The following is a 24,201-nucleotide window of genomic DNA, read 5'->3' on the forward strand; positions in this document are numbered from 1 at the left end:
AAAAAGGGACGGAGGGGATTAAGTCGTTTGAGGCACAAACGACTTAATCCCCTCCGTCCCCTTTTTTCAGCCGATCACGCGCTTGAACGGCGGCAGCGCGTCGATGATGCGCTTGCCGTAGCGGCGGGTCAGCAGCCGCGAATCGAGGATGATCACGCGGCCGGTGTCGGTGGAGGTGCGGATCAGGCGGCCGGCGAACTGGGTCAGCGTGCGCAGCGCGTGCGGAATGGCGATCAGGTTGAACGCATTGAGCCCGCGGCCTTCGAACCATTCGCTGAGCGTGGCGGTCTGCGGATCGGTCGGCACCGCGAACGGTACCTGGGTGATCACCACCGTGGTGCAGGCTTCGCCGGGCAGGTCGAGGCCTTCGCCGAACGAGTTCAGGCCGAACAGTACCGAGCCTTCGCCGGCAGCGACGCGGCGCAGGTGCTCTTCGATCAGGCGGGTCTTGGACATCTCGCCCTGCACCAGCACCTGCTTGCGCCGCGCGGCCGGCATCAGGCCGGCCACCTTTTCCATCTTCCAGCGCGAGGTGAACAGCACCATCGAGCCCTTGGCCCAATCCAGCTCGGTATCCAGATAGCGCGCCACCTCACGCGGATGGCCTTCGCGGTCGTCCGGGGTGACCGGGAACCTGGGCACGATCAGCTCGGCCTGGTTGGGCAGGTCGAACGGCGACGACAGCGAGACCATCTCGGCCTCTTCGGGGATGCCGTTGTCGATCGCCAGCGACTGGAAATCGCCGCCGCCGGTCAGCGTCGCCGAGGTCATCACCACCGAATCCACTTCATCCCACAGCAGCTTGCGCAGCACGTGCGCGGCCGACACCGGCGAGCCGTGCAGCACCAGGTCGCCGTCGCGGGTGGCGGTGACCCAGCGCGCCATCGGCGGCGCGCCATCCTTGTCCTCGCGGCGCCACGCCTGCCACAGGTTGTACTGTTGCTCGATCATTTCCAGCGCCATGCCCAGGTTGCGCTGCAGGCGCTCGCGCGCGGCATCGTCCGGCTTGCCCTTGGCCACCTGCGCGGTGGCGGCGTGCGCCCAGTTGTAGAGGCTGCGGGTCTCGTCGGCCAGTGCCTCGATCGGCTCGCGCCAGGCCTCGGGCAGGCGTCCATTGGCCGCACGCCACATCGGCTCCTCGTCCGCCGGCGCCGGCATCCACACCCGCTCGATGTGATCGCGGAACGCGCGCAGCTGCTTGGCGACGTTGCTGGCCACCTCGATCGCTTCGTTCGGCAGCAGGTTGCCGAGGCGGTCCTTGTCGACCGCGCGGTAGGCACCGGCAATCAGGATCTGCAGGCGGCCGGTGCGCTTGGCCATTTCATCCAGCGCGAGGCTGGCCGCGCCCTGGTCGATCGCCACGTTGCCGATGTGATGGCCTTCGTCCAGCACCAGCAGCATGTCCGACGGCGGCGCGATCAACGGCTGGCCGTTGTCGCTGTCGCCGATCGACAGCGCCGACAGCAGCAGCGCGTGGTTGGTGACCACGATCTGCGCATCGCGCACGGTGTTGCGCGAACGCAGCACCGCGCACTGCGCCGAATACGCACAACGGCGCCCGGCGCAGCCCGAGGCCGGCGTGGTGATGCGGCTGCGCAGGCCGGGGCTGATGGTCTCCGGCGCATTGTCGATATCGCCGTCCCAGCTGCCGCCGGTAAAGGCATCGGTCAGGCGCTTGGCGATGTCCATCTCGATCGGCGCCAGCGGCCGGTCGAACAGTGGTGCATCCTCCTCGAACATGCCGCCCTGCGAGCCCTCGCCCTGTGCTTCGGCCGCGTTGCGCGTGCACAGGTAGCGGGTACGGCCCTTGGCCAGCGCCACGGTTGCTTCCAGGCCGGTGGCCTTGAGGAAATTCGGGATATCCCGCTCGACCAGCTGCGACTGCAGCGCCACGGTGCCGGTGCTGATCACCAGCTTCTTCCTGGTGGCCAGCGCAATGGGGACGCCCGCGGTGAGGTAACCCAGGCTCTTGCCGACGCCGGTCGGCGCCTCGACCACGCCAACGCCGCCGCTCTTCGACAGCGCGCGCGACACCACGCCGATCATCTGGCTCTGCGAGCGGCGGGTGGAGAAGCCGGGGGTATTGGCCTGCAGCGTCGTGTACGCCTTGCGGATCGCGTCCTTCAAGGGGTCATCGAGCGTGCGCGGAGCGGCGACGGTTTCGGTCACGCCGGGAATTACCGTAGCTGGATCGGGCCGGTCATTGTCGCATGGCCGGCCATGTCCGCCGCCGCTGGCTGCCTGAACGGGGCAGCGGCGACGCCCGGCGGCTGGATGAACACACCGTACGCTGCTGGCGACGGCCCTGGGCCGTCACCGGGGTGTCACTGCACCGCGTTGCCGCGCAGCCGCAGCAGGCGCACCAGCGCCCACACCAGCAGCACCACGCCGATGGCCTCGACCATCGCCAGCGCGAAGTGCAGCACGCCGAAGATGGCGCTCATGCCCGAGATGGCGCTGAAGTTGCCACTGCTGACCAGCCACATCGGCAGGACACCCGCGACCAGGCCGCCCAGGCTGGACAACAGCAACAGCAGCAGGCCGACCAGCGCACCGGTGCGGGTCGCATCGCGCGGCGCGCCGACCACCCAGACCAGGCCGACGCACAGCGCGATCAGCACCGGCAGGCGCACACCGACCATGCTCAGCACGGTCACCATCAGGGTCGTGCCGTCCATCGATCAGTCCTCGCCGGCCAACACAGCCGGGCCCTGGCGCAGCGCCTGGTAGACCTCGTCGGTCTGCGGGCGTACGCCGTGCCACTGCAGGAAGCTCTCGGCAGCCTGCTCGACCAGCATGCCCAGGCCGTCGACGGTGTTACGGCACTGCGCCGCACGGGCCCAGGCCAGGAAGGCGATCGCCGCCTCGCCGTAGTTCAGGTCGACGGCGGTGGTCATCGAGTTGACCAGCGACAGCGGCAGCTTGAACTCGACGTCGCGGTCGCGGCCCGCCGAGGTGGCGTTGACGATCAGTTCGAAGTCGCCCAGCTCGCGCAGGTCTTCCCAGTATCGGCTGATCGCGCGGCCCGGTTCGCCCATGGCATCGATCAGTTCGTCGGCGCGCTCCGGCGTGCGGTTGACCACCACCAGTTCGGTGATGCCGGCATCGAGCAGCGCCGGGGCGACGCTGCGCGCCGAGCCACCGGCACCGATCATCAGCACGCGGCGGCCGCGCAGGTCCAAGCCGTGGCGGTCGGTCAGGTCGCGCACCAGGCCGATGCCATCGGTGGTGTCGCCGTGCCAGCGGTCGCCCTTGCGCAGCAGCGTGTTGACCGAGCCGGCGCGGCGCGCCCGTGCGGTCAGCGTGGTGCATGCCGAGAACGCGGCTTCCTTGTGTGGCAGGGTGACGTTGGCGCCGACACCGCCCTCGGCAGCGAAGGCCTCCAGGCCGGCCAGGAACGCCTCCGGGGCCAGGTCGATCGCGCGATAGTCGATGGCGATGCCTTCCTGGCGACCGAACGTCGCATGGATCTGCGGCGACTTCGAATGGGCGACGGGGTGTCCGAAGACGGCGTAACGGTCGGTCATGGAATCCTCAAGCTGGCTAGACTGATGCTCTGTTCGTGCATGGAACCGGATGATGCGCATCACCCCGCCCCTGCTGGTGCTTGCCGCCAGTCTACTCTCTGCCCCCGTGGCGATGGCGTTGAACGAGTACGGCATCGAAGGCATGGGCGTGGTCTCGACCCGCGCCGACGAGGGCCGCGCCACGATCAGCGCCGATGGCCAGCGCATCGTCTTCGCCCGCCGCGGCGAAACCGGCTGGGGCCTGTGGGAGGCACGCGTGGTCGACGGTCGTTGGCAGCAGGCACAGGCACTGCCGGTCGGCGTGGCCGGTGAAGCCCGCGATCCCTACTTCAGCCGTGACGGCCGCTGGCTGCTGTTCGCGGCCGGTCGCGAGGGCGCGCTGGCGCTGTACCGCGCTGCGCTGGTCACTGATGGCCGGCTGGGCCCGGCGCAGCCGCTGGCCGGTGACGGCGGGCGCCGGGAAGAGCGCGGACCGGCCCTGAGCGCGGATGGCAAGCAGCTGTTGTTTGCCCGCCAGCAGGGCCATGGCGCCGGCTGGGACCTGTTCGTAGCGACGCTGGATGCGCAGGGCGTGCGTGGCCCGGCCACCGCACTGAGCGCGTTGAACAGCGCCGACGACGAGACCGACGGCGACTGGCTGGGCCATGACGGCGCCGTGGTGTTCAGCCGCAGCCACGGCAGTACCGCGCAGGTCTGGAGCAGCGGCTGTGCGTGGAGCGGTGTGGCGCTGCAGCCGCTGGGGCTGTCGTTCAACCAGGCCGGCGGCTGGACCGGCGCGCCGGTGATCGACAACGCCAAGCCCGGCGAGATGATGGTGGCCAGCAGCGCGGCAAAGGCGCCGCGCGCCGGTGGCGTGGACGTGTACCGGTTGGCGGTGCCGAGGGTAACGGCGGTGGCCGGGTGCGTGCGGTAGATCCCCGCCATGCGTGGATGGCGCCCGCGAAGGGGTCAGAGCCCTTTCCTGCGGAAAGGGATCCGACCCCGGGGATTGCCCGTCAGCGCGACAGCACCTTGGCGCGCAACTGCTCGTACTCCATCTCGCTCAGCTGGCCGTTGTCCTTGCGCTGGTTCAACGCAGCCAGCTCGGCCTGCACGCTATCCGGCAGGGCCTGCTCACGGGCCACGTGGCGGGCGGCGGAAAGCTGCTCCGGCGGGCGCTTGCCAGCCCGCCAGGCGGCGATGAAGACACCGACGATGATGGCACCGAACACCAGCGTACCGATGCCCCAGATCAGCCATTGCATCCATCCCAGTTCGGGTCCCATCGCGCAGTCCTCCGTCTATCGTGGCGCTATTGTCAGCGCTCGCGCAGCCATCGCGCCACCTGCGGCGCGAAATAGGTCAGCACGCCATCGGCACCGGCCCGCTTGAAGCCCAGCAGCGACTCCAGCACGCAGGCGCGCTCGTCCAGCCAGCCGTTGGCGAAGGCGGCCTTCATCATCGCGTACTCGCCACTGACCTGATAGGCGAAGGTCGGCACGCCGAACGTCTCCTTCACCCGGCGCACCAGGTCCAGGTACGGCATGCCCGGCTTGACCATCACCATGTCGGCGCCCTCTTCCAGGTCCAGCGCGATCTCGCGCAGGGCCTCGTCGCCGTTGGCCGGGTCCATCTGGTAGGTCTTCTTGTCGGCCTTGCCGAGGCTGGCCGCGCTGCCCACCGCATCACGGAACGGGCCGTAGAACGCCGAGGCGTACTTGGCCGAGTAGGCCATGATGCGCACGTTGATGTGGTTGTCGGCATCGAGCGCACGGCGGATCGCTCCGATGCGGCCGTCCATCATGTCCGACGGCGAGACGATGTCCACACCGGCCTCGGCGTGCGACACCGACTGCTTGACCAGCGCTTCGACCGTGATGTCGTTGAGCACGTAACCCTTGTCGTCGATGATGCCGTCCTGGCCGTGGGTGGTGTACGGGTCCAGCGCCACATCGGTCATCACGCCCAGTTCCGGGAAGCGCGACTTCAGCGCGCGGATCGCACGCTGCGCCAGGCCGTCCTCGGCCCACGCCGCCGACGCGTCCAGCGACTTCAGCGACGGGTCGATCACCGGGAACAGGTCGATCACCGGAATGCCCAGTTCCAGCGCTTCTTCGGCCACCTTCAGCAACTCTTCGATCGACAGCCGCTCCACGCCCGGCATCGACGGCACTGCGGTGCGGCCGGCCAGTTCGTGCACGAACACCGGGTAGATCAGGTCGTCGGTGGTCAGCGTGTGCTCGCGCATCAGGCGGCGCGAGAACTCGTCGTGGCGCATGCGGCGCGGGCGGTAAAGCGGATGGGACATGGCAGGCTCCGAGGAGTGGCTATTGCAACAGGTAGCCCTGCGGCAGCAGGGGTTCGGGCAAGGGGCGTTCGCCGAGCGCGTCGAGCTGGTCGATCTCGATCGTGCGCACCAGCGCGTCCAGCGGCAGGTCGTTCGGCTCCAGGCCGAACGGGTCTTCCATTTCTTCGCCCAGCTGGTCCAGGCCGAAGAAGGCATAGGCCAGCACCGCCGACAGCACCGGCGTGCCCCAGCCCAGCGAACTGGCCAGGCCGAACGGCAGCAGCACGCAGAACATCCACGCGCAGCGATGCAGCAGCAGGGTGTAGGCGAACGGCAGCGGCGTGGTGAGAATGCGCTCGCAGCCGGCCTGGATCGACGACATCGCGTGCAGGCGCTCCTCCAGCTGTGCGTAGAGGATCGGATCGAGCTCGCCGGCGCGCAGCGCCTGGGCCAGCTCGGCGGCGATCATCGACAGCAATGCATCCGGCACGTTCTCGCGCTGGCCCAGCTGCTCGCGCTGCGGCTTGTCCAGCCATGGCAAGGCGGCCAGGGCCACGATGCGTCCACGCAGGCGCGCGGCCAGCGCATGGGCGAACGCGGTGGTGAGGTACGCGATGCGGCGACGGCGGCCGCCGTCATCGGCCAGCAGCAGGTGCACCTGGCGCGCCAGCGAACGTGATTCGTAGACCAGCTGGCCCCACAGCTTGCGGCCTTCCCACCAGCGGTCATAGCAGGCGCTGTTGCGGAAGCTGAGGAAGATCGACAGGACCAGGCCGAGCAGGGTGAACGGCGTGACCGACACGCGTTCGATGCCGGTCGGCGGGGCCAGTTCCACCACGGCCGCCACGGCAATGGACAGGATCAGGATGGCCAGCACCTTCGGCGCGATCGCTTTGACGATCGAGCCGCGCAGGATGTACAGCAGTTGCCAGCCGTGGGGACGGGGTCGGATGATCATCGGGCAGCCGCGCCAGGCGCGGAATCACAGGCACGCGGGGGGCTCGCGCAGCCGCTCATTGTACGCCCCTGCCCGGCCAGCAGCCGTGTACCTGCGACGCCCGGTCGCACCGGGTGCCGGGATTCAGATCACGCCGCCGCCCAGGCCCAGGCGCATGATGCCCACCACCACCACGATGCCGTTCAGCACCAGCCCGGCCCAGGCCCGACCGCGCTTGGTCGGGTGGGTAAACAGGATGCCCAGCGCGGCGATCACCGCGCCGACGGCGGCGAACGGGATCAGGAACCAGTTGCCCCAGCCAAGCAGCGGAATCAGCGCCAGGATCATCCACAACAGCGCCAGTACGCCCCACAACAGACTGATCACACCCATTCCGCTCTCCCGCAGTTGGTTCTGTCTGTCCACCATAGTCGTTCCCGCAGTCGCCGCCTACTGCCGTTGGCGGGGCTGTCACCCGACGCGTGCTAGCGTGCTGCGGTGGGTGCCCTGGCCCGGGTGTTGGCGCCGATTCAGAGTGGCCCGCCGATGATCGCAACCAGTCCTACAGGGGTCGTGCCATGAACATCCGTTGGGCCGCGCTGGCGGCCATCCTGCTGGTCGCCGCCGGTTGTGCCAGCACCTCCAAGGTCATGCTGGGGCGCGCCCGCGCGCCGATCGATCCGGCACTGGTGCAGATCTATTCCACGCCACCGGCCGGCTCGCAGGAAATCGCGCAGCTGGAATCGGCATCTGCCGTGGGCTTCGGCACGCAGGGCCAGACCGATGCCGCGGTGGCACGCCTGAAGCGTGAAGCGGCGGCACTGGGCGCCAATGGCGTGGTGCTGATGGGCGTGGGCAGCAGCGGCTCGCCGGTCGGCATGTCGGTGGGTGCCGGCACCTTCGGCTCGCATGTGGGGGGGGGCGTCGGCATCGGTATTCCGACCACGCAGAAGCGCGCCGCCGGCGTGGCGATCTGGGTACCCAATCCGGAACCGCCGGCACGGTTGCCGACCCAGGTGATCACGCCGCAGCGGTGACGCGGCAGCCTCACCGCGGGTAGTGCCGGCCGCTGGCCGGCAACCTCAGGAATCCTCTCTACGCCAGGGGAATGCCGGCCAGCGGCCGGCACTACCGGAGGGGTTCAGCGCCTGAACTTCGGCACGAACACCTTGTTCACCGCATCGGCCAGCTGGTCCGGCGGCAGCAGGCCCTGGTCGAGCAGGAAGTTGTTGAAGGCCAGGCGGTCGAACTTCGCACCCAGTGCCAGCTCGGTCTGCATGCGCAGTTCCAGGATACGGGTGTAACCGTAGAAGTAGCTGCCCGCCTGGCCCGGCATACGCACCATGTAGCGGTCCAGTTCCTGGGTGGCCATCGCCTTGGACAGGCCGACCTGCTCCATCAGCACGCGCTCGCCGTTGGCGCGGTCGGTCAGGCCGAGATTGAGCATCGGGTCAAGCATTGCGCGTGCGGCCCGCAGCAGGCGGAACTGCAGGGCGATCATCTGCCCGTCCAGCGGCTCGTACGGCACCATCTCGGCCTCGGCATACAGCGCCCAGCCTTCAACGTTCACCGAATTGAACGCGAACATGGTGCGTGCCAGCGAGACACCACGCTCGACCATCGCGGTGAACTGCAGCTCGTGGCCGGGGCGGCCTTCATGCGCGCTCAGCGTCCACGCCGCCGCACCGAAGTTGAAATCGTCGTATTGTGCGCCCGGGCCCGCCGCCGGGTTGCCCAGCGGCAGCACGAAGGTGCCCTGCTGCCCGGTGTTGTTGACCAGCGGCGCCGGCAGGAAATGCGGGGCCGGGCTGGCCGCGCTCTCGGCGGCCGAACCCAGGCGCATCTGCATGGCGCGCTTGGGTACATCGACGATGGCATGCTCGCGGATCAGCGGATCGATCGCATCGATCACCTTGCGGTAGTGGCCTTCCAGCTGGTCGTCGGCGATCTTGTCGGCCTTCAGCGCGCGGATCACCGCCACCGGGTCGCTCGGATCGGCCACCTTCAGGCCCTTGTCCTTCACCACCAGCGGCGCCAGCTGCTGCATCGCCGATCGGGTTTCCATGAACTCCAGCTGCGCGCGCTGCATCAGCAGCTTCGGGTCGATATCGATGCCGACCTGCTTGAGCTGGTAGGCGTACAGCGGCGCCGGCAGGCGCGCGTCGGTGCGTGCCTTTGGCAGCACGGTCGTGCGCGTCCAGCTGGCGTAATCCTTCATCTGCCCGGCCAGGGCCTTCATTGCCTCATCGGCGCCGGCGATCTGGTACTTCTTCAGCAGCGACTCGATGCCGGTGATGTACGTCTCGACGTTGTCCAGCGATTGCTGCACTTCGATCTTCGTCGGCTGCAGCAGGCTGCCGTCCTTCAAACGCTCTTCGTAACGCTGGCGGGCCAGCGTGGTGAACGCGGTGCCACCCGGCTGCAGCCCGGCGTAGGCCTTGAGGCGGTCGATCGCCTTGGCCCGGCGCTCGGCCGGCACCTGGTCGGACAGCAACAGGTTGAGGCCGCTGAACACGGTCTGCGGTGCATCGGTCCACGGCAGCAGGTACTTCTCGTTGAGCTCGCTGCCCTCGATGTTCTGGTTGGCGGCGTGGATCATGATCTCCAGGTCCTGGCGGACGTTGGGATCCTTCTCGGTGGCCAGCTTCGCCTTCAGTTCGTCGCGCGCCTTGGCCATCGCCGCGCGGTAGCGCTTGCCGTTGTCCGCGCCGAGGTCGGCCACCTTGTCGTCATAGCCGGGCACGCCGAAGAAGCCGGTTTCTTCCGGTTGGAACGGGCCCTGCGCATCGAGCAGGATCTGCGCCAGTGCGTTGCTGCGGGTCACCCAGGCCGGGCTGGCCGGAGTAGCGGCCTTGGTGGCGGGTGCCGCCAGCGCCGGCGGTGCGGACATCAGCGGGGCGGCAGTCAGGGCCAGGGCAACGGCCAACGCGATCGGCTTCATGGTGCACTCCAGGACAGGGTTGCCCGCACCCTACGCGCTCAGCGCTGTGGCGACAATCGGCCGGAGGTCACAACGCCGCGGCCAGCGGGCATTCGCCGCGTTCGCGGCAGGCCTGCAGCTCGCATTCCTGCGCGGCCTCGTCATCATCCAGCGCGGTCAGGTCGAAGGTCTGCTTGTTCTCGCCCAGCACATACATCACCGGATAGTCCCAGACGTCGTCGCTGCGGGTGCCCTTCACGAACAGCCGGCCGCGCGCGCGCGGGCCTTCCAGGGCCACGGTCAGGCCGACGTCGCGCTGGCCATTGATCGCGGTCTGCATGCTGCCCAGCGGCATCGATTCGGCACGCAGCGGCTCGCCGAAGGCTTCCACCAGTTCGATGCTGCATCCGGCGCGGCGCATTGCCTCGCGCATCGGCGGGCTCTCGCGTGCCGCCTCGCTCCAGCGCAGCACGCTCCAGGCCACCACGCCACCGGCACCGGCCAACACCAGCAGCACGGCCAGCGGCATCGCCCAGCGCCAGTGACGGGACCACCAGCCGGCAGGCTTCGGGCCATGGGTGGGAATCGGCGGCGGCAGTGTCATCGGCGGGCTCCTTCCCGTTTGTGCATCAGGGCTTCAGGCAGCGTCCCAGGAAGGCTTCGGCCACACGGTAGCGATGCAGGGCATCGGCGCCGGACAGGCCATGCTTGGCACCCGGATAGGTCATCAGCTCGAACGGCTGGCCGCGCTTCTGCAGCGCGCTCATCAGGCTGGTCGAGTTGGTGAACAGCACGTTGTCATCGGCCATGCCGTGGATCAGCAGCAACGGCGAACGCAGGCCGTCGATATGGGTCAGCACGCGCGCTTCGCGGTACCCCGCTTCGTTGCGCGCCGGCAGGTCCATGTAGCGTTCGGTGTAGTGGCTGTCATACAGGCCCCAATCGGTGACCGGCGCGCCGGCCACGCCACAGGCGTACTGGTTCGATGCCTTGGCCAGCAGCATCAGGGTCATGTAACCGCCGTTGGACCAGCCCTGCACGCCGATGCGCGCCGGGTCCACCCACGGCTGCTGCTTCAGCCAGGCCACGCCGCGCAGCTGGTCGGTCACTTCCACCGTGCCCTGCTTCCCGTACAGCGCACCACCGAAGTCGCGGCCACGGCGCGGAGTGCCGCGGTTGTCCAGCGAGAACACGACGTAGCCCTGCTGGGCCAGGTACTGGTTGAACAGATGGTCGCCGCGGCCGGGCCAGCTGTCGGTGACGGTCTGGCTGGCCGGGCCGCCGTAGACGTACACCGCCACCGGGTAGCGCTTGGACGGATCGAAGCCGGCCGGCTTGATCAGGCTGTAGTTCAACGGGGTCTTGCCGTCGGCAGCCATCAACGTGCCGAACTCGACCGGGCGCTGCGCATCGCGGTAGCGCGCATACGGGTGCCTGGGATCGGCCAGGTCGTTCTCGACCAGCGTGGCGATCTTCTCGCCGTTGGCGCGGAACAGTTCGATCTGCGGCGGCGTGGTGCTGTTGGACCAGCTGTCCACGTAGACGCTGGCATTGCGGGCGAAGCTGGCGCTGTGCATGCCCGGCGCCTTCGACAGGCGCTGCGGCTCACCGCCCTGCAGCGACACCGCGTAGATCTGGCTTTCGCGCGAGGTCTCGATGCCAGCACGGAAGTAGGCCTTGCCGGCCTTCACATCGACCGCCAGCAGTTCGTCCACCGGCCAGTTGCCATGGGTCAGCGCGGTGGCCTTGCCCTTGCTGTCGATGCGGTACAGGTGCTGGAAGCCGGTGCGCTCGGACGACCACAGCAAGCTGCCATCTTCAAGGAAGCGCAGGCTGTTGTGCAGCGGCACCCAGGTCGGGCTGGTCTCGTGTACGAGCACGCGCTGGCGGTTGGAGTCGAGCGCCACTTCGACCAGGTCCAGCTGCTTCTGGTCACGCGACTGGCGCTGGAAACTCAGGTGCTGCGCATCGCGCCAATCGACGCGGGCCAGGTAGATGTCCTGTTCCTTGCCCAGGTCGATCCAGCGCGGCTGCGCATCGGCGGCCGGTGCGATCACGCCCAGCTGCACGCGCACGTTGGCGTCGCCGGCGGCCGGGTAACGCTGTTCGATCACATCGGTGCGGTCGGCGTAGACCTCGTAGCGCTTCTGCACCGGCACCGGCGCCTCGTCGATGCGGGCGAAGGCGATGGCCGAATCATCCGGCGCCCACCAGTAACCGGTATGGCGATCCATTTCCTCGTCGGCGACGAACTCGGCCACGCCGTTGCCGATGGTGGTGCTGCCGTCGCGGGTCAGCTGCAGCTGCTTGCCACTGGCCAGATCGATCACCCACAGGTTGCGGCCGCGGATGAAGCTGACGAAACCGCCCTTGGGCGACAGCTTGGCGTCGGTGGCGAAGCCTTCACCGTGAGTCAGCTGGCGCACGGCCGCCTGGCCCTGCTGCTTGAGGTCGTACAGGTAGAGTTCGCCGCCCAACGGGAACAGCAGGCGCTGCGCGTCCGGCGACCACTGGTAATCGACGATGCCGGTCATCGCGGCGATGCGCTGGCGCTCGCGTCGGGCCTTTTCCTCATCGCTGAGGGTCTCGGTGCCGGGCAGCACCACCTTGGAATCAACCAGCAGGCGGGTCTGGCCGCTGCCGATGTCGTAGGTCCACAGGTCCAGCTGGTTGCGGTCGCTGTCCTTGCCGCGCAGGAAGCCGACCTGCGAACCGTCCGGCGCCACCTTGGGCTTCATCAGGGTCGGGCCGGACAACGGCAGCGGGCCGGTGATCGCTTCCAGGGTCAGCTTTTCGGCGTGGGCGGCGGTACTGGTGGCGAGCATGAGGGCGAGCGAAGCGAACAGATGGCGCATGGAGGATCCCGGCAAACGGCAGGTCCGCCTCCACGCGAGGCGCGGGACGGTCGTCCCCCATCCTAACCAAGCCCGTGCGGGAAGGCAGCATGACCTTCTGCCCATAAGCAGTGCGGACGAGTGCCGACCAACGGTCGGCACCCACCTTCAGATGCCGGGGTCAGCGCTGGCCGAACAGATGCTTGCGCTCTTCGTCGCTGAGCGGCTTGCCGGCGTTCGGGTTCACCTGCTGGCGCAGCGCATAGGCGCGCTGGGTGGCCGGGCGCGCGGCGATGGCCTCGTGCCAGCGCTTGAGGTTCGGGAACGCGGCGAAGTCCACCGGCAGCGTGTCGTAGGCGCCGACCCACGGGTAGCTGGCCATGTCGGCGATGGTGTACGCGTCGCCGGCCAGGAAGGCGTGCTGGGCCAGGCGCTTGTCCATCACCCCATGCAGGCGGCGCACTTCGTTGTCATAGCGCTCGATCGCATACGGGATCTTTTCCGGGGCATACACATTGAAATGCCCCATCTGGCCGCTCATCGGGCCCAGGCCGGCCATCTGCCAGAACAGCCATTCCAGGGTGGTGACGCGGCCGCGCGGATCGCTGGGCAGGAAGCGGCCGGTCTTCTCGGCCAGGTACAACAGGATCGCACCGGACTCGAACACGCTCTGCGGGGCGCCGCCGTCGGCCGGGGCGTGGTCGACGATGGCCGGCATCTTGTTGTTGGGCGAAATGGCGAGGAATTCCGGCTTGAACTGGTCGCCCGAGCCGATGTTGACCGGGTGGATGCGGTACTCCAGGCCGGTTTCCTCCAACAGCAGGGTCACTTTATGGCCGTTCGGGGTGGGCCAGTAATACAGGTCGATCATGGCGTCGGCTCGGGGTGCGGAAAGGAACCTGAAGTCTAGTGCGTGAGTTGGGTTGGCACCGTCATGGCGGGCCGGTAACCTCGCCTCTCCCCCGAAACGCAGCATCCCCCGCATGAGTGCAAACCGCCCGCCGCTCTCCCCGTTGTCCACGCTGATCTTCGCCTCGCGCTGGCTGCAGCTGCCGCTGTACCTGGGCCTGATCGTGGCGCAGTGCGTCTACGTGTTCCTGTTCGGCAAGGAACTGTGGCACCTGATCTCGCATTCCGCCTCGATGGGTGAACAGCAGATCATGCTGATCGTGCTGGGCCTGATCGACGTGGTGATGATCTCCAACCTGCTGGTGATGGTGATCGTCGGCGGCTACGAGACATTCGTCTCGCGCCTGCGCCTGGAAGGCCACCCGGACCAGCCGGAATGGCTGAGCCACGTCAATGCCAGCGTGCTGAAGGTGAAGCTGGCGATGGCGATCATCGGCATCTCCTCGATCCACCTGCTGAAGACCTTCATCGCCAGTGGCGCACTGAATGGCATCCCGCTGTGCACGCCGGAGCAGATGAGCGTGGCCGCCGCCAACATCGGTGTCGCCCGCTGCTCGATGCTGACTCAGGAAGGCGTGCTGTGGCAGACCATCATCCACTGCGTGTTCATCCTGTCGGCGATCGGCATCGCCTGGACCGACAAGCTGATGTCCAACGGCCACAGCAAGTCGCACGACAAGGCGCACGACCACTGAGGTCGGCGCCGGCAACGGCACGGCCGCCGTTGCCCATCCCGGCCACTGCTCTTGTACGCGGCGGCGGCCGGGATGCTAGATTGCACCCTCGCCGTTGCCGGCGGTGGCGTCGGGAAACGTCACCCTGCCGCGCCCGGACCGCAGGTCCCGGCCATGCATATCAATGATTTACGTCACGTCGTCTTCTAGAGGGGAGCAGGATGTCGCACGTCTCAACGATCACCGCCGCGCGCCGGTGGCTGCCGGTTGCCCTGGCACTGGCACTGGCTGCCTGCTCGGGCAAGGAGGAAACTGCCGCACCGGCCCCGGCCGCCGCACCCACCGCCGCTGCACCGGCCGCACCGGTGGTTGCCGCCAAGGTGCAGTCGATGGGCACCGAGCAGCTGCGTGAGTCGGCCAGCCAGGCCCTGCGCGAGAACCGCATGTACGCGCCGGCCGGCGACAACGCCATCGAGTACTACCTCGCCCTGCGCGACAAGACGCCGGACGACGCCTCGGTGAAGAGCGCGCTGACCGACCTGCTGCCCTACACCCTGATCGCCGCCGAACAGCACCTGGGCCGCGAGGACTACACCGAAGCGCAGCGCCTGGTGGCACTGATCGAGAAGGTGGACGCCTCTGCGCCGGCGTTGCCGCGCCTGAAGGACGGCCTGGCCAAGGGCGTGCAGAACGCGGCCAAGCGCACCGAGGCCGAAGCCGAGAAGGCGAAGAAGGACGCCGAGGACCGCAGCAAGCAGCAGACCGAACAGCAGCGCCTGGCCGAGCAGCGCGCCAAGGAAGCCGACGCAGCCAAGCAGATCGCTGCCCAGCAGGACGCCGCCCGCCGCGACAACGAGCGCCAGGAAGCCGAGCGCCAGGCTGCGGCCCGCCGCGAAGCCGAGCAGAAGCAGCAGCAGGCTGCCGCCCAGCAGGCCAGCGCCGCACGCCAGGCTGCAGCTCCGGCGGCCGCTGCGGCGCCCAACCTGCGCCCGGTCAGCACACCGGCGCCGCGCTATCCGTCCGAGGCGCTGCGTGCAGGCACCTCCGGCGAGGTGCTGGTGGAGATCACCGTCGGCACCGACGGTTCGGTGACCAACGCCCGTGTGCTGCGCGCAACACCGTCGCGCGTCTTCGATCGCGAGGCCATGAACGCGGTCAAGCGCTGGCGCTTCGAGCCGGTCAGCGCACCGGTCACCACCCGCCGCACCCTGGTGTTCGCCCCGGGCGGCAGCTGACCACGAAAAGGGGACGGAGGGGATTAAGTCGTTTCCGCCCCGCAATGACCACACGGCCCGGCATGTCCGGGCCGTGTTCGTTTCAGGAGAGGCTGTCGATCAGGCGTTGCAGTGCCGGATCACGCGCGGCCAACACCTGGAACAGGCCCAGCGCATGCAGGCCCGGCAGCAGCGCACGCAGGTCGGCTTCGGCGGTGGCGCGGGTGGCGTCATCGCTGGCGGGGTCCTGCCAGTCACGGACGCTGGCGAGGAAGGCGCCGACGCTGCCCTTGCGCACGGTGAGGCCGTTCACCTGCACCTCGTTCTGATGGTCGGGAAGGATGTCGTGTGGCTGCATGGGTGATGCTCCTGTGGGATCGGGAGCCCAGTGTGCCGCCCAGCCAGCGGCACTTCTGCCGTATAACTGCCAATGGATATGGCAGATCAGACATCACCCGCGTTGATTGACCCCGCTTTGGCGAACGCCGAAGACGGTCCAGTCGTCCTGGCCTCGCAGCTGCGGGTGCCCGGACGGCGCCGCACCGCGCGCCACCAGCACGTGCGCGGCCAAGTGCTGGGTGCCCACCACGGCCTGCTGCGGATCGAGGCCGGCGATCTGCACTGGTTGCTGCCGGCGGGGCATGTTGCCTGGATACCGCCCTTGCTGCCTCACGCCCTGGTAGGGGCAGAGGCATTCGATGGCTGGAGCCTGTACTTCAACGCAGAAGCCTGTCTGGAGCTGCCCGCCGTGCCGCGCATTTTCCAGCCGAACGTGCTGTTGCAGGCGGCGATGATGCGCGCACTGAGTTGGCCACATCAGGCGCTGGACGCCGCGCAGGCACGCCTGGCCGGCGTGATCGCCGATGAGATCGCCGCCAGCACGCCTTTGCCGCTTGCCTTGCCACAACCGCAGGATCGACGGTTGCGGCGGATCGCGGCGGCGCTGGCACGGTCGCCGGACGACCTTCGCAGCGTCGAAGCGTGGGCAGCCGCCAGCGGCCTGTCCAGCCGCAGCCTCGCCCGCCATTGGCAGGCCGAAACAGGCATGACCCTGGGCCATTGGCGGCAGCGCCTGCGCGTGCTGCTGTCGCTGCCACGCCTGCTGGCGGGCGAGCCGGTGATCAGCGTTGCGCTGTCGATGGGATACGACACCCCAAGCGCGTTCATCACCGTGTTCAAGCGCGAGATGGGGGTGACGCCTGCGCGGTATTCCAGCGGCTGACGCATTCAACGCTCCCGCTGTCTACCCTCGCGACCTAGGCTATTTTCTAGAATCAGGAGGAGAACAGATGAAGTACGACGACGCCAGCTGGCATTCCGGGGGTGACTTCCCTTCGGATCTTCCGGCTGAGGCCGGCGCCACTCACATCGGCATGTACCTGGCATGGCTGCTGCTACAGGGCATGGCAAGCGAAGAGCTCGCCGAGGACGCCGAAGAAGACCTGCAGGCGCTGCGGGAACGTAGAACGACGCCGGGCCTGTTCCTGCTTCAATGCAGCGACGGCAAATTCGTCGATGACCTGGTCAGTGATGAAGCCAACACGTTCACTGCTTCGTACTACGACCTCGAGAATGGCCAGTATCTCGAAGACTATGAGGAACAGTTGGGGGCCGAGGTCCTTTCGCTGTACCACGTCGCCGATACCTGGGAAAACTTCGACCGACTGGCACCGGTGATCGCCCAGCGCTTCGCCGCTTGGGAGGCAACACAATCCTGAAAACAACGAGGCCCGGAATGACCGGGGCTCGTTTCATATCCGCCGGGCATGGCCCGGCGCTACCCGTGGCGGTCAACCAGAGATGGCCAGGCGCTCGTTGTGGTAGCGGCGCACGGCGGCGAACCACAGCACGGCGGCCAGGCCGAGGCTGGCGCCGAGGTAGATCGCCCAGACCGCCGGGGTGATGATCTCGTGGCGGATCACCTTCAGCAGCATCTGGTTCTGCGACAGGAACGGCACGGCGTACTGCCACAGCTCGCTCTTCAGCGGATAGGCCACCAGTGCATAGCCAGGCAGCATCGGCAGCAGCATCAGCCAGGTCATGTGGCTTTGCGCTTCCTTCATGCTCTTGGCCGCGGCCGACAGGAAGGTCAGCAGCGAGGTGCCGATCAGCAGCATCGGCAACATCACCAGCAGCATCTGCAGCATCGAGCCGACGTTCATGTTGAACTGGCGGCCGATGTTGCCGGGTGCGATCTGCGCGCTCACCTTGAACGCGACCAGGGTCAGCAGCAGCGACACGAAACCGACCACGCAGGCGGCGGCGATCTTGCCACTGACGATCGCGCTGCGCGAGCCCGGCGTGGCCAGCAGGGGTTCCAGCGACTGCCGCTCGCGCTCGCCGGCGGTGGCGTCCATCACCAGGTAGGCACCACCGATGAACGAGGTCAGCGTCAGCAATACCGGCAGCAGCATCGACAGGATCATGCCGCGCTTGGCCTCGGCACTGGCCAGGTCCTGGCGCGCCACGTCCAGCGGGCGTGCCACCTGTGCGTCGATGCCACGCGCCATCAGGCGCAGTGCACCGACCTGGCCGTTGTAGGTGGCCAGCGCCGCCTCCAGGCGAGCACTGGGTACTTCAGCCGCGCGACGCGTGCTGTCCTTGATCACCTCCACCAGCGCCGGCTTGCCCTCGGCCCAGTCCTTGCCGAAATCATCGCTGATGCGCAGCGCCACATCGATGTCCTGGGTGCGGATGGCCTCGGCCAGGTCCTTCGGTGCCGGTGCGGCATTGAGGCCCTGTGCGGCGAGGAAGCGCACCAGGTTCGGCGCGTTCCCTGCGCCGATGGTCGGGATCTGCAACGGCTCTTCGATCTGGGTACGCACCCGGCTCTCGGCCAGCTTGCCCATGCCCAGCAGCAGCACCGGGTACAGCAGCGGCCCGAACAGCAGGGTCAGCAGCAGCGTGCGACGGTCACGCGACAGGTCGCGCAGTTCCTTGCGCATTACCGTCATCAGGGTCGACATCATGCTCATGCGTGCAGGCCCTCTTCGCTGCCGATCAGTTTCACGAACGCATCTTCCAGGTTGGCTTCGCCGGCCTGCGCACGCAGCTCGTCGGCGCTGCCGGCAGCCATCACCGTGCCCTTGGCGATGATCACGATGTGGTCACACAACGCGCCCACCTCCTGCATGATGTGGCTGGACAGGATCACGCAGCGCCCCTCTTCGCGCAGGCCCAGCAGGAAGCGGCGCAGCGCGCGCGTGGTCATCACGTCCAGGCCATTGGTCGGTTCATCGAGGATGACGTTGCGGGGGTCGTGCACCAGCGCGCGGGCAATCGCGGTCTTGGTGCGCTGGCCCTGCGAGAAGCCATCGGTCTGCCGGTCGAGGATGTCACCCATGTCCAGCGCGTGCGACAGCACCTCGATGCGTTCGCGGATGCGCTCGGCAGACAGGCCATGCAGTTCGCCGAAGTAGGCGATGTTCTCGCGCGCGGTCAGGCGCTTGTAGACGCCACGCGCATCGGGCAGCACGCCGAGGTGGCGACGCACCTCCACCGGATTGAGGGCGGCATCGATGCCATCGACAGTGATGCTGCCCTGGTCGGGCGTCATCAGTGTGTACAGCATGCGCATGGTGGTGGTCTTGCCGGCACCATTGGGGCCGAGCAGGCCGGTGATCTGCCCATCCCCGGCGCGGAAGCCGACGTTGGCGACCGCCTGGATGCGGCCCGTGCGGGTATCGAAGGCCTTGTGCAGGTTGTCGGCGACGATCATGGTTCCCATCCGTTGAACGAGGTGAACGCCGGCACGTAGCTCAGCGTGTCCAGGCAGCCGGCATCCAGCGCCTTGGCATCGGTCTTGTCGATGAACTGACCGAGCAGCCGCGGCATGCAGCCGGCGGTCAACGTGCCATGGCCCTGGCCACGGGCGACCAGCGCACGGCCGTTGGGCAGGCCCTTGAGCACCTGTGCGGCGTAGCGCGGCGGCGTCACCGGGTCCAGCTCACCGGACAGCAGCAGTGCCGGCACGTCGCTGCGCAGCGGCACGGCATCGGTTGCCGGCGCCGGACGGTGCGGCCACACCGGGCAGGCCGCGAAGAACGCACTGGCGACCTCGTTGCCGAACAGCCGCTCGGGATCCTCGGCCGGCGCGTGGTAGCGCGGCGCATCCTCGCTGCAGATCACCGACCACTGCATGCCGCGGTTGATCTGGAAATCCATGCTGCGGTTCGCGCCGCGCGCCAGCGATGCCAACGGGGCATAGCGCCCCTGTGCGGCTTCATCCAGCACCAGTGGCAGCAGCGAGGAATACTGCGGCACGTAGGAGAAGGCGAAGGCAAGGCCGACCACGCTGTCCGGCGTCAGGACATCCTGCCGGGGTGCGTTGGTACCCGGGTCGCGATACTCGACCGAGACCGGTGCACGGCGCAGGGAGTCGACCACGCTGCGCAGCTGCGCGCGGGTATCGGTCGGGAAACGCTTGCTGCACGCGGCATCCTTGCGGCACTGCGCCGACTGCAGGGCGATCGCATCCTCGAAGGTGGTTGCGAAGTCGCCACCGACCACCAGCTCGTTCGGTACCACGCCATCAATGACGATGCTGCGGGTGTGCTGCGGGTAGGCCCCGGCATAGCGCTGGGCCACGCGGGTACCGTAGGAGCCGCCAACCAGGTTGAGCTGGTCCACACCGAGCGCCGCACGCACCGCATCCAGATCGGCGATCGCCTCGGTGGTGGTGTAGAAGCGCGCATCGGCACGCCCCTGCAGCGATGCGGCGCAGCGCTGGGCGTAGTCGCGCAACGCTGCCTCGGAAGGCGCGGCATCCTCGTCCACCTGCAGCGGCTTGCCGTCCGCGCCCAGGCAGCTGAGCGGGTTGGAGCCGCCGGTGCCGCGCTGGTCGATCAGGAACACGTCGCGCTGTTTGCGCACCTGGCGCAGTGCAGTGTCGACGATGACCGCCACCTCGCTGGCCGCCTGGCCGGGGCCGCCGGCCAGGAAGAACACCGGGTCCGGCTGGCTGGCGCCGCTGCTGCCCGATTCCAGCCAGGCGATACGCAGGCCGATCCGGCGACCGCCGGGCTGGGCCCGGTCCTCCGGCACCTGCAGGGTGGCGCACTGCGCCTCCACGTTGGCGCTGGCGCCTTCGGTAGACAGCGTGCAGGGCTGGAAGTCGATCGTGCCGAAGCGGCGGCTGGGTGCATCGCTGGCGCTTCCGGCGGCGGCCGGCGGCGGCTGGCTGCACCCGGCAAGCATCAGGCTGGCCAGCATCCCGGCCAGCGCGAGGTGGTGTCTTTGCATCGTGCTCGTTTCCCCTGGAGGACGTTCCTGTCGACCACGACGGGCTGCCGCGGAAGATGTGACCCAACTTACACGGGCAGCGCGCCGACGGCGATGGGCAATGACGAATCCGCCGCCGACGGCGCGCAGACCAGGCGGTCCCGCCCCTCGGCCTCGGCCGGCACAGGGCGGCATCGGCGGCGGACCGCAGCGCCCCATGGGCCAGTGCCCCGGCCCGACGGCGATGCGGGGTCTGAAAACGGCGAGCACGGCCGCCGGCGCACGCGCAGAATCCGCCGCAGACCCAGGAGACGCCCATGCACACGTGGTACCTCGGTGGCATCGACCATCGCCCCTTCCTGCACCTGTTCGAGATGAGCGACAGCGCGCTCGCCGCGCTCGGCATCCAGCGTCGCTGGGCCGGCGCCAACGGCGGACATCCCTGCCGGATCAGCCTGAGCGATCCCGCGCCTGGCAGCGAGCTGCTCCTGCTGTCCCACGTCCACCTGCCGCTGCATTCGCCGTACCGCGCCGCCGGCCCGATCTTCGTGCAGCGCGGCGTGACCCGTTGCGTGCTGCCTCCGGGCGAGGTGCCCCCGTATGTGCAGCGCCGGATGATCTCGGTGCGTGCCTATGACCACGCCGCGCTGATGTGCGGTGCCCAGGTCTGTGCGGGCACCGAGGTGGCCGACCATCTGGATGCACTGTTTGCCGACCCGTCGGTGGCGTTCGTCCAGCTGCACAACGCGGCGCATGGCTGTTTCTCGTGCCAGGCAGATCGGGTGGGTACCGGGACCGCGTAGCGTGATCTCCATGACGTGATCGATGCCACGCCGATCACGTGACATACAGCGCATCTGTTCAGTCCTGCGTGAAGCCTGCGGGAAGGGCTTCACATGCGCAGTCACGGATCGGCACTTCGATGGTTCCGTCGCCTGCAGCGCGACTCGATACTCGCCGTGGTGCCGCCGGAAGTCCGCCGCGCAGCGCAGCGCCTGCGGTCACCGTTCCCTTTCGACGACCACAAGGATGCGCCATGTCATTCCGATCCACACCGCTGTTGCTGGCCACTTCGTGGGCCGCCGCCGGCCTGTTGCTGGCCGGCGATGCGTTCGCCCACGGCACCATGACCACGCCTGTCAGCCGCGTCTACGCCTGTTTCCAGGGCAACCCCGAGAACCCGACCAATCCGGCCTGTGCCGCCGCCAAGGCCATCGGCGGTTCGCAGGCGTTCTACGACTGGAACGGCATCAACCAGGCCAATGCCAACGGTAACCACCAGGCCGTAGTGCCCGACGGCAAGCTGTGCAGCGGCAACAACCCGACCTTCCGCGGCCTGGACGTGAACCGCAGTGACTGGCAGACCACGCCGATCCAGCCCGATGCCAATGGCAGATTCACCTTCGTGTTCAAGGCGACCGCGCCGCACGCTACCCGTGACTGGCGCTTCTTCGTCACCCGCGAAGGCTGGCAGCCGGGCAGCCCGCTGCGCTGGGCCGACCTGCAGGAGTTCTGCACCCTGGGCAATACACCGCTGTCGGCCGATGGCACCTACAAGCTGCAATGCACATTGCCGCAGCGCAGCGGCCAGCATGTGATCTACAACACCTGGCAGCGCTCGGATTCGACCGAGGCGTTCTATACCTGCATGGATGTGCGCTTCCAGGGCGGCGGCGGAACGGCACCGGCAACGCAGTGGCAGGATGCCGGCCCGGTCACCGCGCGCGGCGAGCTGCCGGTCGGCACCACGTTGGCGCTGCGCGTGTTCAATGCCAACGGCAATGATGTCGAACGCGTGGAAGCCACGCTGACCAGCGGCCAGACTGCCGCCGCACAGTGGCCGCTGGTGCTGGCACGCAAGGTCAATGCCAGTGCGCAGCACGCACGCGTGGGCGTGCTCAGCAACGGCGTGATCACGCCGGCGGCCTCGGCCACCGACAACCGGGTGTACCTGAAGGACGGCAACCGCTTCCAGCTCGACACCCGGGTGCCCGACGCGGGCACGCCGTCGCCGGGCGGTGATTTCGACCACGTGTACCCCGCAGGCATTGGCAGCTACGTCCCCGGCCAGACCGTGGTAAAGGGCACCGACGGCAAGCTGTACGCCTGCCGCCCGTTCCCGGAAGGGGCGTGGTGCAACGTCAATGCCGAGGCATATCGCCCCGGTATGGGCAGTGCATGGCGCGATGCTTGGGTGCCCTACTGACCCGTTGTAGAAGGCGGTGCGCATCGCGCCGCCTTCTGCCTGAGCCGCAGTGCTTTGAGCAGCGTGCTGCAGATCAGGCACGACAGCCACTGAAATCAAACTTGTCCGATATTGCCGGCCTGTCTGCATGTGAAGACTTCATGGGGTTTCCCATACCTCGCAAAGGAGTCTCTGCATGCACCCGTCCCATCGGGCAGTCCTCGCACTGTCCGTCGTTGCCGGCCTGGCCCTGTCCGGCAGCGCCTTCGCCCACGGCACCATGACCAAGCCGCTCAGCCGCGTGAAGCAGTGCCACGAGGGCAATCCGGAAAACCCGACCAACCCGGCCTGCGCCGCCGCCAAGGCCATCGGTGGTTCGCAGCCGTTCTACGACTGGAGCGCGATCGCCCACGGCAATGCCAATGGCAACCATCGCGAACTGGTGCGCGACGGCGAACTGTGCAGTGCCAGCATTCCCAAGTACCGCGGGCTCGACCTGAACCGCACGGACTGGCCGACCACGACGATCCGCGCCGACGCCCGTGGCCGTTACACCTTCGAGTTCCGCGCGCCGGCGCCGCACGCCACCCGCGAATGGAAGTTCTACGTCACCCGCGATGGCTGGCAGCCGGGCAGCCCGCTGCGTTGGGCCGACCTGCAGGAATTCTGCACGCTGGGCAACACGCCGCTGTCCGAAGGCGGTGTCTACAAGCTGGACTGCCCGCTGCCCAAGCGCAGTGGCCAGCACATCATCTACAACACCTGGCAGCGCTCGGATTCGCAGGAGGCGTTCTATACCTGCATGGACGTGCGCTTCGAAGGCGGCGATGGCGTGGTTCCGCCGCCGCAGTGGCAGGATGCCGGCGCTGTGACCGCCAACGGTGCACTGGACGTGGACAGCACCGTGACCCTGCGTGTGTTCAATGCCAACGGCAATGACCTGGAGCGCGTGGAGACCACGCTGGCGGCCGGCCAGACCGCTCCCGCACAGTGGCCGTTGGCGCTGGCCCGCAAGGTCAATGCCAGTGCGCAGCACGCCCGCGTCGGTGTGATGAAGAACGGCGTGATCACGCCGGTCGCATCGGCCACCGAAAACCGCGTGTACCTGAAGCCGGGCAATCGCTTCCAGCTGGAAACCCAGGTGCCGGGCCCGGTTGATCCGGTCGATCCGCCGGGTGGCGATTTCGACTTCGTGTATCCGGCCGGCCTCGGCAGCTACACGCCGGGCGAGACCGTGGTGAAGGGCACCGACGGCAAGCTGTACGCCTGCCGCCCGTTCCCGGAAGGCGCGTGGTGCAACATCAATGCCGATGCCTATCGCCCGGGCACCGGCTATGCCTGGCGTGATGCCTGGATCGCGTACTGAACTCGACGGGGGTGGCACTTCGGTGCCCCCCCTCCTGCATGACGTTTCTTGCGATGGAGGTCGCATGGAAAAAGGCGATGGGTTCCCAGCCTCGTTTTTTTAGGAACCGTTGAATGGAGGACGCTCTTTGCTGCGTGGAAACTCGGCGG

25 protein-coding genes are annotated in these 24,201 nt (G+C 68.0%); 9 read left to right on the forward strand and 16 right to left on the reverse strand.

Annotated elements, in window-relative coordinates:
* Positions 1–66: 66 nt before the first annotated feature.
* The 3 genes from dinG to aroE form a co-directional block, all read right to left on the reverse strand.
* Positions 67–2,169 (reverse strand): ATP-dependent DNA helicase DinG, encoded by a 2,103-nt coding sequence (gene dinG / locus ACM0PY_RS12345; RefSeq protein WP_180883687.1) that lies wholly within the window; start codon positions 2,167–2,169, stop codon positions 67–69.
* A gap of 155 nt (positions 2,170–2,324) precedes the next feature.
* The gene (locus ACM0PY_RS12350; RefSeq protein ID WP_134969140.1) at positions 2,325–2,678 is read right to left on the reverse strand and encodes a hypothetical protein; all 354 of its coding nucleotides are present in this window, start codon (positions 2,676–2,678) and stop codon (positions 2,325–2,327) included.
* A gap of 3 nt (positions 2,679–2,681) precedes the next feature.
* Positions 2,682–3,527: a shikimate dehydrogenase gene (aroE, locus tag ACM0PY_RS12355; protein WP_088497020.1), complete on the reverse strand. Its 846-nt coding sequence runs from the start codon at positions 3,525–3,527 to the stop codon at positions 2,682–2,684.
* Positions 3,528–3,576: 49 nt separating this feature from the next.
* On the opposite strand from aroE, the gene ACM0PY_RS12360 reads away from it, so the two are divergent.
* The gene (locus ACM0PY_RS12360; protein ID WP_180883686.1) at positions 3,577–4,440 is read left to right on the forward strand and encodes a TolB-like translocation protein; all 864 of its coding nucleotides are present in this window, start codon (positions 3,577–3,579) and stop codon (positions 4,438–4,440) included.
* Positions 4,441–4,522: 82 nt separating this feature from the next.
* Here the strand turns inward: ACM0PY_RS12360 and ACM0PY_RS12365 are convergent, their stop codons facing one another.
* From ACM0PY_RS12365 to ACM0PY_RS12380, 4 genes are all read right to left on the reverse strand, one after another.
* Complete coding sequence (locus tag ACM0PY_RS12365) at positions 4,523–4,792, reverse strand: hypothetical protein (protein WP_049444222.1); 270 nt, start codon at positions 4,790–4,792, stop codon at positions 4,523–4,525.
* Positions 4,793–4,824: 32 nt separating this feature from the next.
* A complete protein-coding gene (gene hemB, locus ACM0PY_RS12370) occupies positions 4,825–5,814 on the reverse strand; it encodes a porphobilinogen synthase (RefSeq protein WP_134972493.1) in 990 nt (329 codons plus the stop codon).
* 19 nt (positions 5,815–5,833) lie between these two features.
* The gene (locus ACM0PY_RS12375) at positions 5,834–6,751 is read right to left on the reverse strand and encodes a bestrophin family protein (RefSeq protein WP_134972492.1); all 918 of its coding nucleotides are present in this window, start codon (positions 6,749–6,751) and stop codon (positions 5,834–5,836) included.
* A gap of 123 nt (positions 6,752–6,874) precedes the next feature.
* Positions 6,875–7,123 carry a hypothetical protein gene (locus ACM0PY_RS12380; RefSeq protein WP_134972491.1) on the reverse strand — a complete coding sequence of 83 codons (249 nt, stop codon included), beginning with the start codon at positions 7,121–7,123 and terminating at the stop codon, positions 6,875–6,877.
* A gap of 185 nt (positions 7,124–7,308) precedes the next feature.
* Here ACM0PY_RS12380 and ACM0PY_RS12385 point away from each other — a divergent pair, with 185 nt between their 5' ends.
* The gene (locus tag ACM0PY_RS12385; protein ID WP_005420187.1) at positions 7,309–7,767 is read left to right on the forward strand and encodes a hypothetical protein; all 459 of its coding nucleotides are present in this window, start codon (positions 7,309–7,311) and stop codon (positions 7,765–7,767) included.
* A gap of 104 nt (positions 7,768–7,871) precedes the next feature.
* Here ACM0PY_RS12385 and ACM0PY_RS12390 read toward each other — a convergent pair whose 3' ends face one another.
* The 4 genes from ACM0PY_RS12390 to ACM0PY_RS12405 all read right to left on the reverse strand — a co-directional run bounded on the left by ACM0PY_RS12390 (position 7,872) and on the right by ACM0PY_RS12405 (position 13,355).
* Positions 7,872–9,671: a DUF885 domain-containing protein gene (locus ACM0PY_RS12390; RefSeq protein WP_180883685.1), complete on the reverse strand. Its 1,800-nt coding sequence runs from the start codon at positions 9,669–9,671 to the stop codon at positions 7,872–7,874.
* Positions 9,672–9,738: 67 nt separating this feature from the next.
* Complete coding sequence (locus ACM0PY_RS12395; RefSeq protein WP_134955886.1) at positions 9,739–10,254, reverse strand: cytochrome c oxidase assembly factor Coa1 family protein; 516 nt, start codon at positions 10,252–10,254, stop codon at positions 9,739–9,741.
* A gap of 25 nt (positions 10,255–10,279) precedes the next feature.
* A complete protein-coding gene (locus ACM0PY_RS12400; protein WP_134972490.1) occupies positions 10,280–12,505 on the reverse strand; it encodes a S9 family peptidase in 2,226 nt (741 codons plus the stop codon).
* A gap of 160 nt (positions 12,506–12,665) precedes the next feature.
* Positions 12,666–13,355: a glutathione binding-like protein gene (locus ACM0PY_RS12405; protein WP_061479000.1), complete on the reverse strand. Its 690-nt coding sequence runs from the start codon at positions 13,353–13,355 to the stop codon at positions 12,666–12,668.
* A gap of 112 nt (positions 13,356–13,467) precedes the next feature.
* Between ACM0PY_RS12405 and ACM0PY_RS12410 the strand changes: the two genes are divergently transcribed.
* A complete protein-coding gene (locus ACM0PY_RS12410; protein WP_005420197.1) occupies positions 13,468–14,088 on the forward strand; it encodes a TIGR00645 family protein in 621 nt (206 codons plus the stop codon).
* A gap of 200 nt (positions 14,089–14,288) precedes the next feature.
* The gene (locus ACM0PY_RS12415; protein WP_061478999.1) at positions 14,289–15,302 is read left to right on the forward strand and encodes an energy transducer TonB; all 1,014 of its coding nucleotides are present in this window, start codon (positions 14,289–14,291) and stop codon (positions 15,300–15,302) included.
* Positions 15,303–15,384: 82 nt separating this feature from the next.
* Here ACM0PY_RS12415 and ACM0PY_RS12420 read toward each other — a convergent pair whose 3' ends face one another.
* Positions 15,385–15,639 carry a hypothetical protein gene (locus tag ACM0PY_RS12420; RefSeq protein WP_061478998.1) on the reverse strand — a complete coding sequence of 85 codons (255 nt, stop codon included), beginning with the start codon at positions 15,637–15,639 and terminating at the stop codon, positions 15,385–15,387.
* A gap of 93 nt (positions 15,640–15,732) precedes the next feature.
* Positions 15,733–15,903 carry a hypothetical protein gene (locus tag ACM0PY_RS12425; RefSeq protein WP_495493262.1) on the reverse strand — a complete coding sequence of 57 codons (171 nt, stop codon included), beginning with the start codon at positions 15,901–15,903 and terminating at the stop codon, positions 15,733–15,735.
* Here ACM0PY_RS12425 and ACM0PY_RS12430 point away from each other — a divergent pair.
* Positions 15,841–16,503, forward strand: a complete 663-nt coding sequence (locus ACM0PY_RS12430) for a helix-turn-helix domain-containing protein (protein WP_271162537.1) — start codon at positions 15,841–15,843, stop codon at positions 16,501–16,503. The two genes, ACM0PY_RS12425 and ACM0PY_RS12430, sit on opposite strands and share 63 nt — an antisense overlap.
* A 67-nt stretch (positions 16,504–16,570) precedes the next feature.
* Positions 16,571–16,999: a DUF7832 domain-containing protein gene (locus ACM0PY_RS12435; RefSeq protein ID WP_134972135.1), complete on the forward strand. Its 429-nt coding sequence runs from the start codon at positions 16,571–16,573 to the stop codon at positions 16,997–16,999.
* A gap of 72 nt (positions 17,000–17,071) precedes the next feature.
* On the opposite strand, the gene ACM0PY_RS12440 is transcribed toward ACM0PY_RS12435, so the two are convergent.
* Genes ACM0PY_RS12440 through ACM0PY_RS12450 form a run of 3 tightly spaced genes read right to left on the reverse strand, consistent with a single transcriptional unit; the run spans position 17,072 to position 20,522 of the window.
* Positions 17,072–18,256, reverse strand: a complete 1,185-nt coding sequence (locus ACM0PY_RS12440; RefSeq protein ID WP_069138817.1) for an ABC transporter permease — start codon at positions 18,254–18,256, stop codon at positions 17,072–17,074.
* Positions 18,253–18,999 (reverse strand): ABC transporter ATP-binding protein, encoded by a 747-nt coding sequence (locus ACM0PY_RS12445; protein WP_072168034.1) that lies wholly within the window; start codon positions 18,997–18,999, stop codon positions 18,253–18,255. The genes ACM0PY_RS12440 and ACM0PY_RS12445 overlap by 4 nt, the downstream gene beginning before the upstream one ends.
* The gene (locus ACM0PY_RS12450) at positions 18,996–20,522 is read right to left on the reverse strand and encodes an alpha/beta hydrolase (RefSeq protein ID WP_180883683.1); all 1,527 of its coding nucleotides are present in this window, start codon (positions 20,520–20,522) and stop codon (positions 18,996–18,998) included. Before ACM0PY_RS12450 ends, ACM0PY_RS12445 begins: the two co-directional genes overlap by 4 nt.
* A gap of 296 nt (positions 20,523–20,818) precedes the next feature.
* Between ACM0PY_RS12450 and ACM0PY_RS12455 the strand changes: the two genes are divergently transcribed.
* The 3 genes from ACM0PY_RS12455 (at position 20,819) to ACM0PY_RS12465 (ending at position 24,052) form a co-directional block, all read left to right on the forward strand.
* Positions 20,819–21,304, forward strand: coding sequence for a DUF1203 domain-containing protein (locus tag ACM0PY_RS12455; RefSeq protein WP_111201116.1), 486 nt, complete (start codon positions 20,819–20,821; stop codon positions 21,302–21,304).
* 233 nt (positions 21,305–21,537) lie between these two features.
* Positions 21,538–22,707 carry a lytic polysaccharide monooxygenase gene (locus ACM0PY_RS12460; protein ID WP_134972133.1) on the forward strand — a complete coding sequence of 390 codons (1,170 nt, stop codon included), beginning with the start codon at positions 21,538–21,540 and terminating at the stop codon, positions 22,705–22,707.
* Positions 22,708–22,882: 175 nt separating this feature from the next.
* Positions 22,883–24,052, forward strand: coding sequence for a lytic polysaccharide monooxygenase (locus ACM0PY_RS12465; RefSeq protein WP_180883682.1), 1,170 nt, complete (start codon positions 22,883–22,885; stop codon positions 24,050–24,052).
* Positions 24,053–24,201 lie beyond the last annotated feature (149 nt).

It is taken from the genome of Stenotrophomonas sp. BR163, from assembly GCF_047520985.2.
GTDB classification, from domain to species: domain Bacteria; phylum Pseudomonadota; class Gammaproteobacteria; order Xanthomonadales; family Xanthomonadaceae; genus Stenotrophomonas; species Stenotrophomonas sepilia.

Coding starts and splice junctions, on each gene's coding strand:
- ACM0PY_RS12350 (WP_134969140.1), bottom strand. CDS start 2,678: ATGGACGGCACGACCCTGATGGTGACCGTGCTGAGCATGGTCGGTGTG.
- aroE (WP_088497020.1), bottom strand. CDS start 3,527: ATGACCGACCGTTACGCCGTCTTCGGACACCCCGTCGCCCATTCGAAG.
- ACM0PY_RS12360 (WP_180883686.1), top strand. CDS start 3,577: ATGATGCGCATCACCCCGCCCCTGCTGGTGCTTGCCGCCAGTCTACTC.
- ACM0PY_RS12365 (WP_049444222.1), bottom strand. CDS start 4,792: ATGGGACCCGAACTGGGATGGATGCAATGGCTGATCTGGGGCATCGGT.
- hemB (WP_134972493.1), bottom strand. CDS start 5,814: ATGTCCCATCCGCTTTACCGCCCGCGCCGCATGCGCCACGACGAGTTC.
- ACM0PY_RS12375 (WP_134972492.1), bottom strand. CDS start 6,751: ATGATCATCCGACCCCGTCCCCACGGCTGGCAACTGCTGTACATCCTG.
- ACM0PY_RS12380 (WP_134972491.1), bottom strand. CDS start 7,123: ATGGGTGTGATCAGTCTGTTGTGGGGCGTACTGGCGCTGTTGTGGATG.
- ACM0PY_RS12385 (WP_005420187.1), top strand. CDS start 7,309: ATGAACATCCGTTGGGCCGCGCTGGCGGCCATCCTGCTGGTCGCCGCC.
- ACM0PY_RS12390 (WP_180883685.1), bottom strand. CDS start 9,671: ATGAAGCCGATCGCGTTGGCCGTTGCCCTGGCCCTGACTGCCGCCCCG.
- ACM0PY_RS12395 (WP_134955886.1), bottom strand. CDS start 10,254: ATGACACTGCCGCCGCCGATTCCCACCCATGGCCCGAAGCCTGCCGGC.
- ACM0PY_RS12400 (WP_134972490.1), bottom strand. CDS start 12,505: ATGCGCCATCTGTTCGCTTCGCTCGCCCTCATGCTCGCCACCAGTACC.
- ACM0PY_RS12405 (WP_061479000.1), bottom strand. CDS start 13,355: ATGATCGACCTGTATTACTGGCCCACCCCGAACGGCCATAAAGTGACC.
- ACM0PY_RS12410 (WP_005420197.1), top strand. CDS start 13,468: ATGAGTGCAAACCGCCCGCCGCTCTCCCCGTTGTCCACGCTGATCTTC.
- ACM0PY_RS12415 (WP_061478999.1), top strand. CDS start 14,289: ATGTCGCACGTCTCAACGATCACCGCCGCGCGCCGGTGGCTGCCGGTT.
- ACM0PY_RS12420 (WP_061478998.1), bottom strand. CDS start 15,639: ATGCAGCCACACGACATCCTTCCCGACCATCAGAACGAGGTGCAGGTG.
- ACM0PY_RS12435 (WP_134972135.1), top strand. CDS start 16,571: ATGAAGTACGACGACGCCAGCTGGCATTCCGGGGGTGACTTCCCTTCG.
- ACM0PY_RS12440 (WP_069138817.1), bottom strand. CDS start 18,256: ATGAGCATGATGTCGACCCTGATGACGGTAATGCGCAAGGAACTGCGC.
- ACM0PY_RS12445 (WP_072168034.1), bottom strand. CDS start 18,999: ATGATCGTCGCCGACAACCTGCACAAGGCCTTCGATACCCGCACGGGC.
- ACM0PY_RS12450 (WP_180883683.1), bottom strand. CDS start 20,522: ATGCAAAGACACCACCTCGCGCTGGCCGGGATGCTGGCCAGCCTGATG.
- ACM0PY_RS12455 (WP_111201116.1), top strand. CDS start 20,819: ATGCACACGTGGTACCTCGGTGGCATCGACCATCGCCCCTTCCTGCAC.
- ACM0PY_RS12460 (WP_134972133.1), top strand. CDS start 21,538: ATGTCATTCCGATCCACACCGCTGTTGCTGGCCACTTCGTGGGCCGCC.
- ACM0PY_RS12465 (WP_180883682.1), top strand. CDS start 22,883: ATGCACCCGTCCCATCGGGCAGTCCTCGCACTGTCCGTCGTTGCCGGC.